The sequence below is a fragment of the Marilutibacter maris genome, from assembly GCF_003233695.1.
Taxonomy (GTDB): Bacteria; Pseudomonadota; Gammaproteobacteria; order Xanthomonadales; family Xanthomonadaceae; genus Marilutibacter; species Marilutibacter maris.
Genome location: NZ_CP029843.1, coordinates 2,721,090 through 2,733,597 on the forward strand (window position 1 = coordinate 2,721,090; position 12,508 = coordinate 2,733,597).

General features: G+C 69.6%; 14 protein-coding genes. 7 read left to right on the forward strand and 7 right to left on the reverse strand.

All coding sequences use genetic code 11. From position 1 onward, the window contains the following. Positions 1-188: 188 nt before the first annotated feature. A complete protein-coding gene (locus tag C9I47_RS11970) occupies positions 189-1,898 on the forward strand; it encodes an alkaline phosphatase (RefSeq protein ID WP_111266946.1) in 1,710 nt (569 codons plus the stop codon). 70 nt (positions 1,899-1,968) lie between these two features. Here C9I47_RS11970 and C9I47_RS11975 read toward each other — a convergent pair whose 3' ends face one another. Then, positions 1,969-2,391, reverse strand: coding sequence for a CopD family protein (locus tag C9I47_RS11975; RefSeq protein ID WP_111266947.1), 423 nt, complete (start codon positions 2,389-2,391; stop codon positions 1,969-1,971). A 72-nt stretch (positions 2,392-2,463) separates the two neighbouring features. Between C9I47_RS11975 and C9I47_RS11980 the strand changes: the two genes are divergently transcribed. Then, positions 2,464-3,099, forward strand: a complete 636-nt coding sequence (locus C9I47_RS11980; RefSeq protein ID WP_111266948.1) for a class I SAM-dependent DNA methyltransferase — start codon at positions 2,464-2,466, stop codon at positions 3,097-3,099. Position 3,100: 1 nt separating this feature from the next. On the opposite strand, the gene C9I47_RS11985 is transcribed toward C9I47_RS11980, so the two are convergent. Beyond that, entirely contained in the window at positions 3,101-3,460 is a 360-nt protein-coding gene (locus tag C9I47_RS11985) for a TfoX/Sxy family protein (protein ID WP_111266949.1), read from the reverse strand. 115 nt (positions 3,461-3,575) lie between these two features. On the opposite strand from C9I47_RS11985, the gene C9I47_RS11990 reads away from it, so the two are divergent. The 3 genes from C9I47_RS11990 to C9I47_RS11995 all read left to right on the forward strand — a co-directional run bounded on the left by C9I47_RS11990 (position 3,576) and on the right by C9I47_RS11995 (position 7,598). Further along, positions 3,576-4,820, forward strand: a complete 1,245-nt coding sequence (locus C9I47_RS11990) for a polyhydroxyalkanoate depolymerase (protein ID WP_111268118.1) — start codon at positions 3,576-3,578, stop codon at positions 4,818-4,820. A gap of 161 nt (positions 4,821-4,981) precedes the next feature. After that, the gene (locus C9I47_RS17735; protein WP_190238499.1) at positions 4,982-6,160 is read left to right on the forward strand and encodes a carboxylate--amine ligase; all 1,179 of its coding nucleotides are present in this window, start codon (positions 4,982-4,984) and stop codon (positions 6,158-6,160) included. A gap of 253 nt (positions 6,161-6,413) precedes the next feature. Then, on the forward strand, positions 6,414-7,598 hold the full coding sequence (locus C9I47_RS11995; RefSeq protein WP_190238500.1) for a S1 family peptidase: 1,185 nt from the start codon (positions 6,414-6,416) through the stop codon (positions 7,596-7,598). 166 nt (positions 7,599-7,764) lie between these two features. On the opposite strand, the gene C9I47_RS17625 is transcribed toward C9I47_RS11995, so the two are convergent. From C9I47_RS17625 to C9I47_RS12005, 3 genes are all read right to left on the reverse strand, one after another. After that, positions 7,765-7,959 carry a DUF6289 family protein gene (locus C9I47_RS17625; protein ID WP_145985509.1) on the reverse strand — a complete coding sequence of 65 codons (195 nt, stop codon included), beginning with the start codon at positions 7,957-7,959 and terminating at the stop codon, positions 7,765-7,767. A 156-nt stretch (positions 7,960-8,115) separates the two neighbouring features. Then, the gene (locus C9I47_RS12000) at positions 8,116-9,054 is read right to left on the reverse strand and encodes a sensor domain-containing protein (protein ID WP_111266951.1); all 939 of its coding nucleotides are present in this window, start codon (positions 9,052-9,054) and stop codon (positions 8,116-8,118) included. Beyond that, positions 9,051-9,416 (reverse strand): PadR family transcriptional regulator, encoded by a 366-nt coding sequence (locus C9I47_RS12005; protein ID WP_111266952.1) that lies wholly within the window; start codon positions 9,414-9,416, stop codon positions 9,051-9,053. Before C9I47_RS12005 ends, C9I47_RS12000 begins: the two co-directional genes overlap by 4 nt. Before the next feature lie 207 nt (positions 9,417-9,623). Here C9I47_RS12005 and C9I47_RS12010 point away from each other — a divergent pair, with 207 nt between their 5' ends. Then, positions 9,624-10,559: a peptidylprolyl isomerase gene (locus C9I47_RS12010; RefSeq protein WP_407067478.1), complete on the forward strand. Its 936-nt coding sequence runs from the start codon at positions 9,624-9,626 to the stop codon at positions 10,557-10,559. A 1-nt stretch (position 10,560) separates the two neighbouring features. On the opposite strand, the gene speG is transcribed toward C9I47_RS12010, so the two are convergent. Continuing rightward, on the reverse strand, positions 10,561-11,127 hold the full coding sequence (gene speG, locus C9I47_RS12015) for a spermidine N1-acetyltransferase (protein WP_111266954.1): 567 nt from the start codon (positions 11,125-11,127) through the stop codon (positions 10,561-10,563). Between the two features lie 124 nt (positions 11,128-11,251). On the opposite strand from speG, the gene C9I47_RS12020 reads away from it, so the two are divergent. Beyond that, positions 11,252-11,548, forward strand: coding sequence for a hypothetical protein (locus tag C9I47_RS12020; RefSeq protein ID WP_111266955.1), 297 nt, complete (start codon positions 11,252-11,254; stop codon positions 11,546-11,548). Between the two features lie 15 nt (positions 11,549-11,563). Here the strand turns inward: C9I47_RS12020 and C9I47_RS12025 are convergent, their stop codons facing one another. Continuing rightward, positions 11,564-12,418: a DUF4349 domain-containing protein gene (locus tag C9I47_RS12025; protein ID WP_111266956.1), complete on the reverse strand. Its 855-nt coding sequence runs from the start codon at positions 12,416-12,418 to the stop codon at positions 11,564-11,566. Between the last annotated feature and the right edge of the window lie 90 nt (positions 12,419-12,508).

Consider the following 12,508-nt stretch of genomic DNA (forward strand, 5'->3'; position numbering starts at 1 on the left):
CTGCGCGATGCCGACCGCCTCGCGCCTTCTTCCCCCAGATGCTCCGCGCATCCGTCGTCGGACCGCTTGCGCTAGGGGAAGCAACGGATCAGGCAAGGCCCGCGACCCGCATCGACACGGCAACGCCTGTGCTGTCACCCGCACAGGGCATAATCGCCGGCTTGTCCGTCCCCAAGAACCGCCTGCCCATGTCCAGACTGCGTTCCGCTTCCGTCCTCCTGGTTCCCGCACTGCTGGTTCCCGCGCTGCTGACCGCCTGCGCGTCGATCGCACCGGCCGGTCGCACCGACGCAGGCGGGATCGCGGTCGACGTGCCGACGATCCAGCACCCGCAACAGGAGACGCCGCAGTGGTGGTATCGCGATGGCGCCGCGCAGGCGGCCGCGCGCGGGGCCATGGCCGGCAAGGCCCGCAACGTGATCCTGTTCGTCGGCGACGGCATGAGCCTGCCGACGGTCGCCGCCGCGCGCATCCTCGACGGCCAGCGCAAGGGCGGTCCCGGCGAGGAGAACCGGCTCAGCTGGGAGCGCTTCCCGGCCACCGCGCTGAGCAAGACCTACAACACCAACGCCCAGACACCGGACTCGGCCGGCACCATGTCGGCGATGGCGACCGGAGTGAAGACCCGCGCCGGTGTGCTCAGCATCGGCCAGTCGCCGCGCCGCGGCGACTGCGCCGGCGCGCTGCAGGCCCCGATCCTGAGCCTGTGGGAGCTGGCCGAGGCCGGCGGCATGGCGACCGGCGTGGTCACCACCGCGCGGGTCACCCACGCGACCCCCGGCGCGACCTTCAGCCATTCGGCCGATCGCAACTGGGAGCACGATGCGGCCATGCCCGAATCCGCCCTCGCCGCCGGCTGCGTGGACATCGCCCGCCAGATCGTCGAAACCCCGTACGGCGACGGCCCGGAAGTGCTGATGGGCGGTGGCCGCGCGATGTTCATGCGCGGGGATCAGGCCGACCCCGAATATCCGGACCAGCACGGCAAGCGCCGCGACGGCCGCGATCTGGTCGCCCAATGGCGGCAGCGCAAGCCCGGCGGCCGCTACGTCTGGAACGCCGCCCAGCTCACGCAGGCGCCGCTCGACGCACCGTTGCTGGCGCTGTTCCAGCCCAGCCACATGCAGTTCGAGCACGACCGCGGCAGCGATGGCGCCGGCGAACCCAGCCTGGCCGAGATGACCCGCGCCGCGATCGCCCGCCTGCAGAACGCCGATGGCGGCTATGTGCTGCTGGTCGAGGGCGGGCGCATCGACCATGCCCATCACTACGGCAACGCCTACCGCGCGTTGACCGACGCGATCGCGCTGAGCGAGGCGGTCCAGACCGCGGCCACGATGACCTCGGCCGACGACACCCTGATCCTGGTCACCGCCGACCACGCGCACACGCTGACCTTCGTCGGCTACCCCGCGCGTGGCAACCCGATCCTCGGCAAGGTGGTCGGCACCCTCGGCGAGGACGCGCCGGAGGGCGGCCGCTTCGCCCGCGATGCCACCGGCCTGCCCTACACCACCCTCAGCTACGCCAACGGCCCGGGCTACGTCGGCGCCAGCGAACTGCAGGGCGAGGGGCCCAAGCGCTTCCAGCATTCGCCCGACCATATCCGTCCGGCCACCGGCGGGCGTCCCGACCTGACCCACGTCGACACCCAGGACCCGAACTACATGCAGGAGGCGCTGGTGCCGTCGAAGGACGAATCCCATGGTGGCGACGACGTCGGCATCTGGGCGCGCGGTCCCGGCAGCGACGCGGTGCGCGGTTCGGTCGAGCAGAACGCGATCTTCCACTTCATGCTGCAGGCGACGCCGCGGCTGCGCGAGACGGTCTGCGCACGCGGCGGCTGCAACGCCGACGGCGTGCCGGTGGAACTGCCGGATCCGGCCGCGTTCCGCTGATCGGACGGCGCGCCCTGCCGTAGCCCCCGGCCTTGCCCGGGCTACGGCGCCGCGCCGGTGTCGCCGGGAATCAGAACGGCTTGGCCAGCACCAGCCAGACCACCACCGCCAGCAGCAACACCGGCAGCTCGTTGAACAGCCGCAGCGCGCGCGCCGACGGCAAGGCGCGACCGCCGTCGACACCCTTCAACCAGCGCCCGGCGACAATGAAATGCGCCAGGATCAGCGCGACCAGGGCCAACTTGGCATGCAACCAGCCGCCGGTGATCCCGAAGTGCAGCCACAGCACCAGTCCCAGCACGAAGGCCAGACCGAACATGATGTGACCGAAGCGGTACAGGCGTCGCCCCATCAGCACCAGCCGCGCGCGGACCTCGGCCGAGTCGCCGGCCTCGGCGATGTTCACCAGGATCCGCGGCAGGTAGAACACCGACGCCATCCAGGCGATCACGAACACGAGGTGGGCGGTCTTGGTGATGAAATAGGCGGTCATGACTGGTGACTGAGGGCTGGTTGTCGATGCGGCGGCGGCCTAGGATGCCATGTCGCCGCCCCGCAGCACTGCATGAGCAAGCAATACGACCGCCAATACTTCGATCGCTGGTACCGCGATCCGGCCCTGAAGGACGCCGCGATCGGCGGCCGCGCCCGCCTCGCCCGCAAGATCGCGCTGGCCGTCGCCACCGCCGAGTACCACCTCGAACGGCCGCTGCGCACGGTGCTCGACATCGGCTGCGGCGAAGGCGCCTGGCGCGCCCCGCTGCTCAGGCTGCGGCCGAACGCGCAGTACCTGGGCTTCGACAGCAGCGAATACGCGATCGAACGCCACGGCCGCCGCCGCAACCTGCACCTGGCCCGGTTCGGCGACTTCCAGTACCTGCGCCCCTGCGCGCCGGTCGACCTGCTGGTCTGCAGCGACGTGATGCACTACCTGGACGTGCGCGAGCTCGACCGCGGCCTGCCCGGGCTGGCCGAACTGTGCGGCGGGATCGCCTTCCTGGAGACGTTCACCCGCGAGGACCGCATCGACGGCGACACCCACGATTTCAAGCAACGGCCGGCAGGTTTCTATCGCCAACGCTTCGGCGCCGCCGGCTTCCTCGCGCTGGGCTCGCACCTGTGGCTGTCGCCGGCATTGGCGGACGCGAGCACCGCGCTGGAAGTGGCCGCACCGGCACCGCCCCGGCGTCGAGGCGATTGACTCAGCGCGACCGGCGCCGGCGCGGCCCGGCGGCGCGCTTGCGTTCGGCCGCCTCCAGCGCCAGCCGCAACCACGGCCGCATCGCCTCGGCCGAGTCCAGCGCCTCGGCCGGCACCGACCAGTAGCTCATCGGCTGCTCGCGGCCGCGCATCCGGTACATGAACGGGCCGCAGCCGGCCGCGCCGAAGCGCTCGCGGGTCTGCTCGTCGGTCTTCAGCAGCAGCTCGCCGTCGATCACCGCCGCGAACATCAGCCCGCCCGCGTAGACGCCCCAGCCGCCGAACATGCGCCGTGCCGAAAGCGGCACCGGCAGCTCGAACAGCTCCAGCAGATGCGCGATCTCGGAGGTGTCGGTGGCCACCGGACCAGCATAGCCGCGATCCGCGGCGTTAATGCAGCCGACATCCGGTTTCGGTATGCTGCACCGCAGCAGTAGCGTGCCGTCTGGCGCGCCTCCTGGAGACAGCGATCCGATGATGCTTTATCAGATGCACGAACTCGGCCGCGCCTGGATGGCCCCGGTCACCTACTGGGCCGACGCCAGCGCCAAGATGTTCGGCGCTCCCGGCAGCTGGTTGTCCAGCCTGCCCGGCGCCACCCGCATGGCCGCCGGCTACGAACTGCTGTACCGGATCGGCAAGGACTACGAGAAGCCCGAGTTCGGCATCCACTCGCTGGACATCGACGGCAGCCTGTACCCGGTGATCGAACGCGAGATGGCGCGCAAGCCGTTCTGCCGGCTGCTGCGCTTCAAGCGCTACACCGACGACGCCGGCAACCTCAAGGAACTCAAGGACGACCCGCCGGTGCTGGTGGTCGCTCCGCTGTCGGGCCATCACGCCACCCTGCTGCGCGACACCGTGCGCACCCTGCTGCGCGACCACAAGGTCTACATCACCGACTGGGTCGACGCGCGCATGGTGCCGACCAGCGAGGGCGAGTTCACCCTCGACGACTACGTCGGCTACGTCCAGGACTTCATCCGCCAGATCGGCGCCGAGGACCTGCACGTGATCAGCGTCTGTCAGCCGACCGTGCCGGTGCTGGCGGCGATCTCGCTGATGGCCGCGCGCGGCGAGAAGACCCCGCGCTCGATGGTGATGATGGGCGGCCCGATCGACACCCGCGAAAGTCCGACCGCGGTCAACAATCTCGCCACCGAGAAGCCGCTGTGGTGGTTCCAGAGCACGGTGATCCACCCGGTGCCGGCCAACTACCCCGGCCACGGTCGCCGCGTCTACCCCGGCTTCCTGCAGCACATGGGCTTCATGGCGATGAATCCCGAGCGCCACGCGCAGTCGCACTGGGACTTCTACCAGGACCTGCTCAAGGGCGACCTCGACGATGCCGAGTCGCACCGCCGCTTCTACGATGAGTACAACGCCGTGCTCGACATGCCGGCCGAGTACTACCTCGACACCGTGCGGATCGTGTTCCAGGAACACCTGCTGCCGCGCGGCCTGTGGGAGGTGGCCGGCGAGCGCGTCGACCCGTCGGCGATCGGCGACACCGCGTTGCTGACCATCGAGGGCGAGCTCGACGACATCTCCGGCGAAGGCCAGACCCGTGCCGCGCACACGCTGTGCAGCGGCATCGCGAAGCAGGACAAGCAGCACCTTGAGGTGAAGGGCGCCGGCCACTACGGCATCTTCAGCGGCCGCCGCTGGCGCACCCAGGTCTATCCGAAAGTGCGCGAGTTCATCGCCAAGTACGCCGGCTGAGAATCGTCGCGCACGCTTCGCAAGCGTGCGCGAACCCGCGTCAACGACCGGCGCGCTGACCGCATCCGCCGAGCCCCTGCGTTGTTCCCGGTGTCATGGGGCGCATCGAATCACAGGGGAACACCATTCCGGCGTCGTCGCCGACCGCGACCGCGGACCCGATGCCGCCGGCGATCGTGCTCGCGCGCGGGTTCACCGGCCTGGGCACGCTGCGCGCATTGAAGATGGCCGGCATCGAGGCCTACGCGGCCTGCCCGGACGGAGACCTGGTCACCCGCTCGCGCTGGTACGCCCCGCCTCCCGGTCCCCGCTGGAACGGCGAGATCGACGGCAGCCAGGATCGGGCGCTGGACGCGGTCGCGCTGCCGCGCGCAGTGCTGATCCCGGGGGCCGACGACGCCGCCATGTGGGTCGCCGGGCTGGCCGGCAACGCCCTCGCCCATCGCTTTCCCGCCTCGACCAGTTCGCTGGCGACCCTGCAGGCGCTGCAGGACAAGCGCCACCTGGCCGAATGTCTGCACGAGAACGGGGTCGCGCATCCGGCCACGTTCGCGATCGACAGCGCCGACGACATCGACCGGATACCGTTCCAGCGACTGGACCGCGTGTTCCTCAAGCCGATCGACTCGCAACGGTTCTCCAAGGCGACCGGCCACAAGGCGCTGTGGCCCGGCGACCGCGATGCCTGCAAGGCCCTGTGGACGCGTCTGCACGCGCAGGGCTTCGAGATGGTCGCCCAGGAGTACATTCCCGGCGGCGCCGAGCAGCACTACTTCATCGATGGATTCCGCGACCGCGACGGCCGCTTGAGCGGCTTGCTGGCGCGCCGCCGGCACCGGATCCATCCGCCGGATTTCGGCAACAGCTCGTACTGCGAGACCACGCCGCTGGCGACGATGGGCAGCGCCGTCGAGGAGCTCGGCCGCCTGCTCGCCACCCTCCACTACCGCGGCATCTTCAGTGCCGAGTTCAAGCGCGATCCGCGCGATGGGCGCTTCCGCCTGCTGGAGATCAACACCCGCGCCTGGTGGTACGTCGAGTTCGCCGCCCGCTGCGGGGTCAACGTCTGCGAGATGGCCTGGCGCGACGCGCTCGGTCTGGCGGTGGAACCCTCGGACCGCGACTACCGCAGCGGGGTCGGCTGCATCAGCCTGGCCGGCGACATCCAGGCGGTGCTGCATGCGCCGCCGCAATCGCGCATCGGCTGGTGGCAGGCGCTGCGGCAATGGCGCAACGGCTACCTGCACGCGTTCCGGCTCGACGATCCCGGCCCGGGCCTGCAGCAGGCATGGCGGCTTGTCCGCGACGGGTTGCGGGCACGCCTGCGCCGTTCGCGGTAACGCGTCGCCCGTCCTCACGGCCACGGACGGGTGTTGTCCAGGCCCGGCGCCCCGACGCGATCGGATCGCAGACCGGTGTCCGAACATCCTGCCAGGCAGAAAATGCCGGCTTCGTCGCGTTTCAATTCAAGAAAGAGAGAGAGCTGAGAACTCTGCGATACAGGCGAGAGCCTCTCCTCATCGACCGCATCCACGTACTGCTTTTGACTCTCCGGTTCCCCCGCACAACCCCGACTCCGGAGAATCTCCCGAGATGAAAGCATCCCTGACCGTGGCGGCCCCGCTCGCCATCGCCCTGCTTGCGGCCACCGGCCCGGCCCTGGCCGGCAATCCCATCGACCCGACCCTGCAGCGGGCCATGCAGCGCGACCTCGGCCTGTCCGCGCGGGAGGTCGCGCAGTACATCCGAACCGAACGGCTTGCCGCACGCCAGGCCAAGGCCTTGCAGCGGCAGCTCGGCCGCGATTACGCCGGCCACTGGATCGAGCGCGGCACCGACGGCAGCTTCAAGTACGTGGTGGGCAGCGCCGCCGCCCATGCCGGCAGGGCGCCGGATGGTGTGGAAATCCGCAATACCCGATACAGCATGCGCGAACTCGATGCCGCGATACGGCAGCTGGATGCCACCAACGAACGCTACTCCAACTCGGACAGCGCGTTCTCGGGCGTGCACAGCTGGGGCGTGGACACCCGCAGCAATCGCGTGGTCGTGGGCGTGGACAAGTCCGCCGGCGCCATGCGCGACGGCATCGACTTCGTCGCCCTCAGCGGTATCGACGCCGGGCTGGTGCGCTTCGAACGCATCGACGCGCCGCAGCTGCAGGCGGACATCCGCGGCGGCATCGAGTACTCCATCAACAATCGCTTCCTGTGCTCGGTCGGATTCGCGGTCACCCAGGGTACCGGCAAGGGCTTCGCCACCGCCGGCCACTGCGGCAACGCCGGCGACAGCGTCACCATCGATGGCCTGAACGTCGGTACGTTCGCGGCCTCCTCCTACGACGTGAAAGGCAAGAAGTACGACGGCGACCGCGCCTGGGTCAGCCTGAACTCCACGCAGAACCTGCTGCCGATCGTCTACGGCTACGGCAACGGCGACGTGACCGTCAGAGGCAGCATCGAAGCGCCGATCGGCGCCGCGGTCTGTCGCTCCGGCCGCACCTCCGGCTGGCACTGCGGCACCATCACCGAGAAGAACACCTCGGTCAGGTACGTCAAGGGCGGTGGCAGCATTTCCGGCCTGTCCAGGGCCTCCACATGTTCGCTGGGAGGCGATTCCGGCGGTTCGTTCATCACCGCCGCCGGCCAGGGCCAGGGCGTCCTGTCCGGCGGTCCGACGGCGGTGACGAGCTGCCCGGATCCGAATGGCTACAGCCTGTTCCAGCCGCTCAATCCGCTGCTGCAGAGTCTCGACCTGACCCTGGTGACCGGCAACTGATTCCAGGCCGGCCGGCAACGACGCGGAACGCCCCGCACGGGGCGTTCCGCTCTTGTGGCGCTGTCCTCATGCGTCCGCCACCGTTTCGATACACCCGGGTGGCGATGCGCGGGGCAAAGAAAAGCCCCGCATCGGCGGGGCCTTCCGACGCGTTGCCGGCGCGTCGTTACATATCGACGGCGCAACCCTGGGTGAAGCTGCGGTTGCTGGTCTTCACGCCCCAGCTGCCGTCCTGCTCGCCGCAACCGGCGGTCCATTGCCCGACCAGCGCGCCTTCCTCGTTGTAGTAGTTCCAGGTGCCCTGCCAGCTGGCGGTGGCGCTGAACGAGTAGGCGGCCAGCAATCCCACAGCCAATGCCACGGCAACAATCCTGATGCGACGCATGTTCTGTTCTCCTTGGATGTTCTGGAAACGCGGACCGGTGTCCGCCGCGTCACCCTAGAGGGGAACCGGGATCGCTTCTGTTAACCCGGCCACATTGCGCGCACTCCGTTCGCGGCCCGCGTGGCCCGGCGCTCATGCCTGCTGCGCGCCCTTGACCAGCAGGTGCTTGGCCAACTGTCCGTGCAGGTAGCCGATGCCGCGCGCCACGTGCAGGGTCAGGAACAGCAGCAGCACACCGACGACCAGCATCAGCGGCAACGCCCACGGATCCAGCGAGGTGCTGAGCACGCCATCGCTGACGAACAGCACGCCCTCGACGTCGGTCGCCAGGCTCACCTCGGCCCAGCCGGTCCACACCGCCACCGGCGCCACGATCAGGGTCAATGCGGTCGAGACCAGGGTCAGCGCGGTGGTGAAGTAGACGATGCCCAACGGCAGCATCAGCAGCATGTACACGAAGGTGCCCCAGGTGCGCGGGTCGGTGAACATCTGCTTGATGCGCTCCATCCAGGGCATGCCGCGCGGGCTGTACAGCGGTCGCCGAGGCATCCGTTCGCCGAGCATCACCTCGACGATGCGCCCCTCGACCAGCGACAACAGCCGCACGCTGCCGACGAACAGGATCAGCAGCGGAATGCCGATGATCAGCACCAGCATGCCCGCCGACACCGACAGGCCGGTCACCACCCAGGTGAAGTAGAAGATGCCGGTCGCCAGCGCCAGCACCATGTAGAACAGCGCCGCGTACGCGCGCGGCTCGGCGACCACGCCGAAGAAGCGGCCCAGCCACGAACGCCTCGGCGGCGGTGCCGGCGGCCGCAGAGCGGTCTGCACCTTGACCTCGGTGTCGCGGTAGATGTCGGCGACCTCCTCCGGCGCGCCATAGCTGCCGGCGACCGAGGAGATCACCTCGGCCTCCGACTTGCCCGGCTGCTCGGCCATCTCCGAGCGCAGGTATTCCTCGGCGTCGTACAGCGCATCCTGGATCAGCGCCGGATCGGCGCCTGCCAGCGCCCGGCGCAACTGGTCGAGGTATTCGGGAATGGTGGTCGGCAGCACGGTGGCATTCATTCGGGAAGTCCCCCCAGGACGGAATCGACGGAATCTCGGGTCGCGCGCCAGGCGGCGACCCAGTCACGCAGGGCGTCGCGCCCGACGTCGGTGATGCGGTAGTAGCGCCGCGGCGGCCCGGACATCGAAGGCTCCACGAAGCTGTCGAGCAGGCCGGCCGCGCCGAGATTGCGCAACACCGGGTACAGCGCGCTCTGTTTGCCGCTGAGCACGCCGTCGCCCTCGCGCTCCAGGCGCTTGGCGATCTGGTAGCCGTACATCGGCTCCTCGGCACGGGCCAGCACCGCCAGCAGGGTCAGCGAGACCGTGCCGGCACTGAGCTCCTTGTGGAACTTGCGCAACTGGAGTTCGAGATCGGTCATCGGCGGCGGGCTCCATGGCCTGACGTGGGCGCCAGCGCTGGCTTGCTAGCTTGAACTCGATACTAGTGCTTAGTTCTCTATAGTGAATGTGCTTGTAGTCATGCCCCCTCCCCCGGCCGCGCGCCGGAGCGGATGAGACCGACGCGGATAGGGCAGAATCGGGACGGCCCAACCGCCACCGTCCATCGCCACAGAAGGGAGTCACCCGTGCCTGATCCGATCCGTGCCGCGCTCGCCCTGCCCCTTGCCGCCGCGCTGCTTGTCGCCGCCGCCCCGGCCCCGGCCGCCGAAACGGAGGCGGACAGGCCGCGCACGATGCAGGAAATCATCGATGCCGCGCAGCCCTCGGACTGGCGCACCCCCGACCCCGCCAGCACCCTGTACATGGAGCTGGACAGCGGCCGGGTGATCATCGAGCTGGCGCCGGCGTTCGCCCCCGAGCACGTCGGCAACATCCGCACCTTCGCCCGCGAAGGCTACTGGGACGGCATGGCGATCAAGCGCTCGCAGGACAACTTCGTCGTCCAGTGGGGCGACCCGCGCGGCGAGGACGAGGCCGGCAAGCCGCTGGGCTCGGCCAAGGCCAGGTTGCCGGCCGAGTTCAGCCGCGCCAGTGACGGCCTGGCCTTCCACCGGCTGCCCGATCCCGACGGCTGGGCCGCCCAGGTCGGCTTCGCCGACGGTTTCCCGGCCGGGCGCGATCCCGCCGAGGGGCGTGCCTGGATGGCGCACTGCTACGGCGCGGTCGGCGCCGGCCGCAACCTGGAGCCGGACTCCAGCGACGGCAGCGAGCTGTACGTGGTGATCGGCCAGTCGCCGCGCCAGCTCGACCGCAACATCACCGTGGTCGGACGGGTGATCGACGGCATGGAGCGGCTGTCGGTGCTGCCGCGCGGCACCGGTCCGCTTGGCTTCTACGAGCACCCGGTGCAGTACGTGCCGATCCGTTCGATCAAGCTGGCGTCCGAACTGCCCGAGGCCGAACGCTCGCCGCTGCAGGTGCTGCGCACCGACACCCCGCTGTTCGACGAACTGGTCGAGGCGCGCCGCAACCGCCGCGACGACTTCTACAAGCGCCCGGCCGGGCACATCGACCTGTGCAACGTGCCGATTCCGACCCGGGAGCCCGAACCGGCGCAGTGAGTCAGCCGCCCGCGCGCCCGGGAGCGTCGTCGGGCGCCAGCGCCTGATGCTGGAACAGCGCCATCCGGATCGCGCTGTGGTAGCGGCCGTCGCTGAAATACTCGTCGATCAGCACGCCCTCGCGGATGAAGCCCACGCCCTCGTAGATGCGGATCGCGCGGGCGTTGTCGACGTCCACCAGCAGGTACAGCTTGTACAGGTTCAGCACCCGGAACGCGTAGTTGATCGCGCGTTGCGTGGCCGCGCGCGCGTAGCCGCGCCCCTGCGCCTCCGGCGAGACCATGATCAGGAACTCGGCGCGGCGATGCAGGTGGTCGATCTCGACCAGCTCGACCAGGCCGACCCGCTGGCGCTGGTCGTTCTCGATGATGAAGCGGCGTTCGGACTGGTCGTGGATGTGCTTGCGGTACAGCTCCTCCAGCTCGACGAAGGACTCGTAAGGCTCCTCGAACCAGTAGGCCATCACGCTGCGATTGTTGTTCAAGCCGTGGACGAAGTGCAGGTCGTCGCGCTCCAGCGGACGCAGGGTGACCGATGCGGGAGACGACGTGTCGGAGGTGGCGTTCATGCGCACACGCTAACCCGCCCGCCTTGAGCGTGGCGTGACAGCCCCGGTCCCGCCCGCCCGCGCCATCACGCGCCCTTAGCCGGCATCCGCCTAGCCTGAGCGCAGGCCATCGGGAGAACCGGACATGCCCCTGCTGCGGCTGCGGGTGAACGGCAACGAGGACAGCGCGCGCGCGATCGCCAACCTGCTGTCCAGCCTGGAGGGCGTGGACCACATCGAGGAGGTCGCCGACCTCATGCCGCACATGGACGACCCCGACTCCAGCTCGGCCGGACTGCCGGACGACCGCGGCCCGGGCGTGCACGAACTGGAGATCGAGGTGTCGAACGCCTATTCGGCCAACCGTGTCCGTCGCGCGGTCGAGACGCTGGCCTTCGACCTCGACGTGATGGTCGAATTCGAGGTCGAGGAGGAACGCTGAACGCGGTCGCGCCGCTCAGGCGCCGCGGCGACGCCGCAGGCGCCTGATCACCGCCACCACGATCGCCAGCAGCAGCGCGGCCGGAATCAGGAACGCCAGCGCACGGATCGTCCACGCCGTTCCCGTCGACAGGGTGCTGCCGAAATCGTCGACCGCCTGCATGATCTCCGAGCGCCCGACCTGGCCATCGGTGGGCGCGAACGACAGGGTCAGCAGCTGGGTATCGATGCGACGGCGATGCTGGGCACCGTCGCGCTCGGCCGCGGCCAGTTGCGCCTCGGTCGCGGCCAGACGCTCGGACAACGCGATCATGTCGGCGACGGCCAGGTCGCGACGTTGCTGGAACTCCTGCAGACGCTGCATCTCGCGGCTCAGGCGGTCCTGTTCGAGCGCGTTGTCGCGTACCACCACCGCCAGGTCCTCGGCGCGGGTACTGCGGCTGCCGATCTCGGCGCCGTCGCCGGCCAGCGCGATCATCGGCTCGACCCCGGCCGGTACGATCCGCACGGTGAGGCCGGCGGACGGGTAGTCGCCGCCCTGCTGGTTGACACTGAGCACCACGCACTTGCCGAAGCGGCCTTCCGTGCACGCCGCCTGTGCCGCGCGCTGGCGCGGCACGATGTCCGCCGCCGGCAGTTGGATCGCGACATGATGCTCGTAGGCCAGCATCGCGCCGTCGGCGTCCACCGCCTCGCTCGCGGAAGACCCGCCGCTGGCGGAATGCGGGTACTGCTGCGAGCATGCCGCCAGCAGCGACAGCGCCAGCAGTCCCGCGGCCAGGCGACCGGCAAGCGCGCGCGACGGCGCCCAGGCTCGGCTGCGACGAGCTTGACTGCAATGAGGTCGATTGCGATTCGCCGGTACCGGCATCCGGTTTACTTCCTTGTGCTGGGAGCCGCCTTGTGCTGGGAGCCGCGGGCGGCTGATTCAAAGATTGGCGGTCCGGGTCTGCCGACCGCA

Bases quoted from the DNA above. Each gene is read 5' to 3' on its own strand.
- C9I47_RS12025 (WP_111266956.1), bottom strand. From the start codon at position 12,418: ATGCCGGTACCGGCGAATCGCAATCGACCTCATTGCAGTCAAGCTCGT.
- C9I47_RS11995 (WP_190238500.1), top strand. From the start codon at position 6,414: ATGAAAGCATCCCTGACCGTGGCGGCCCCGCTCGCCATCGCCCTGCTT.
- speG (WP_111266954.1), bottom strand. From the start codon at position 11,127: ATGAACGCCACCTCCGACACGTCGTCTCCCGCATCGGTCACCCTGCGT.
- C9I47_RS11990 (WP_111268118.1), top strand. From the start codon at position 3,576: ATGCTTTATCAGATGCACGAACTCGGCCGCGCCTGGATGGCCCCGGTC.
- C9I47_RS11980 (WP_111266948.1), top strand. From the start codon at position 2,464: ATGAGCAAGCAATACGACCGCCAATACTTCGATCGCTGGTACCGCGAT.
- C9I47_RS11975 (WP_111266947.1), bottom strand. From the start codon at position 2,391: ATGACCGCCTATTTCATCACCAAGACCGCCCACCTCGTGTTCGTGATC.
- C9I47_RS12005 (WP_111266952.1), bottom strand. From the start codon at position 9,416: ATGACCGATCTCGAACTCCAGTTGCGCAAGTTCCACAAGGAGCTCAGT.
- C9I47_RS12000 (WP_111266951.1), bottom strand. From the start codon at position 9,054: ATGAATGCCACCGTGCTGCCGACCACCATTCCCGAATACCTCGACCAG.
- C9I47_RS17735 (WP_190238499.1), top strand. From the start codon at position 4,982: ATGCCGCCGGCGATCGTGCTCGCGCGCGGGTTCACCGGCCTGGGCACG.
- C9I47_RS12020 (WP_111266955.1), top strand. From the start codon at position 11,252: ATGCCCCTGCTGCGGCTGCGGGTGAACGGCAACGAGGACAGCGCGCGC.
- C9I47_RS11970 (WP_111266946.1), top strand. From the start codon at position 189: ATGTCCAGACTGCGTTCCGCTTCCGTCCTCCTGGTTCCCGCACTGCTG.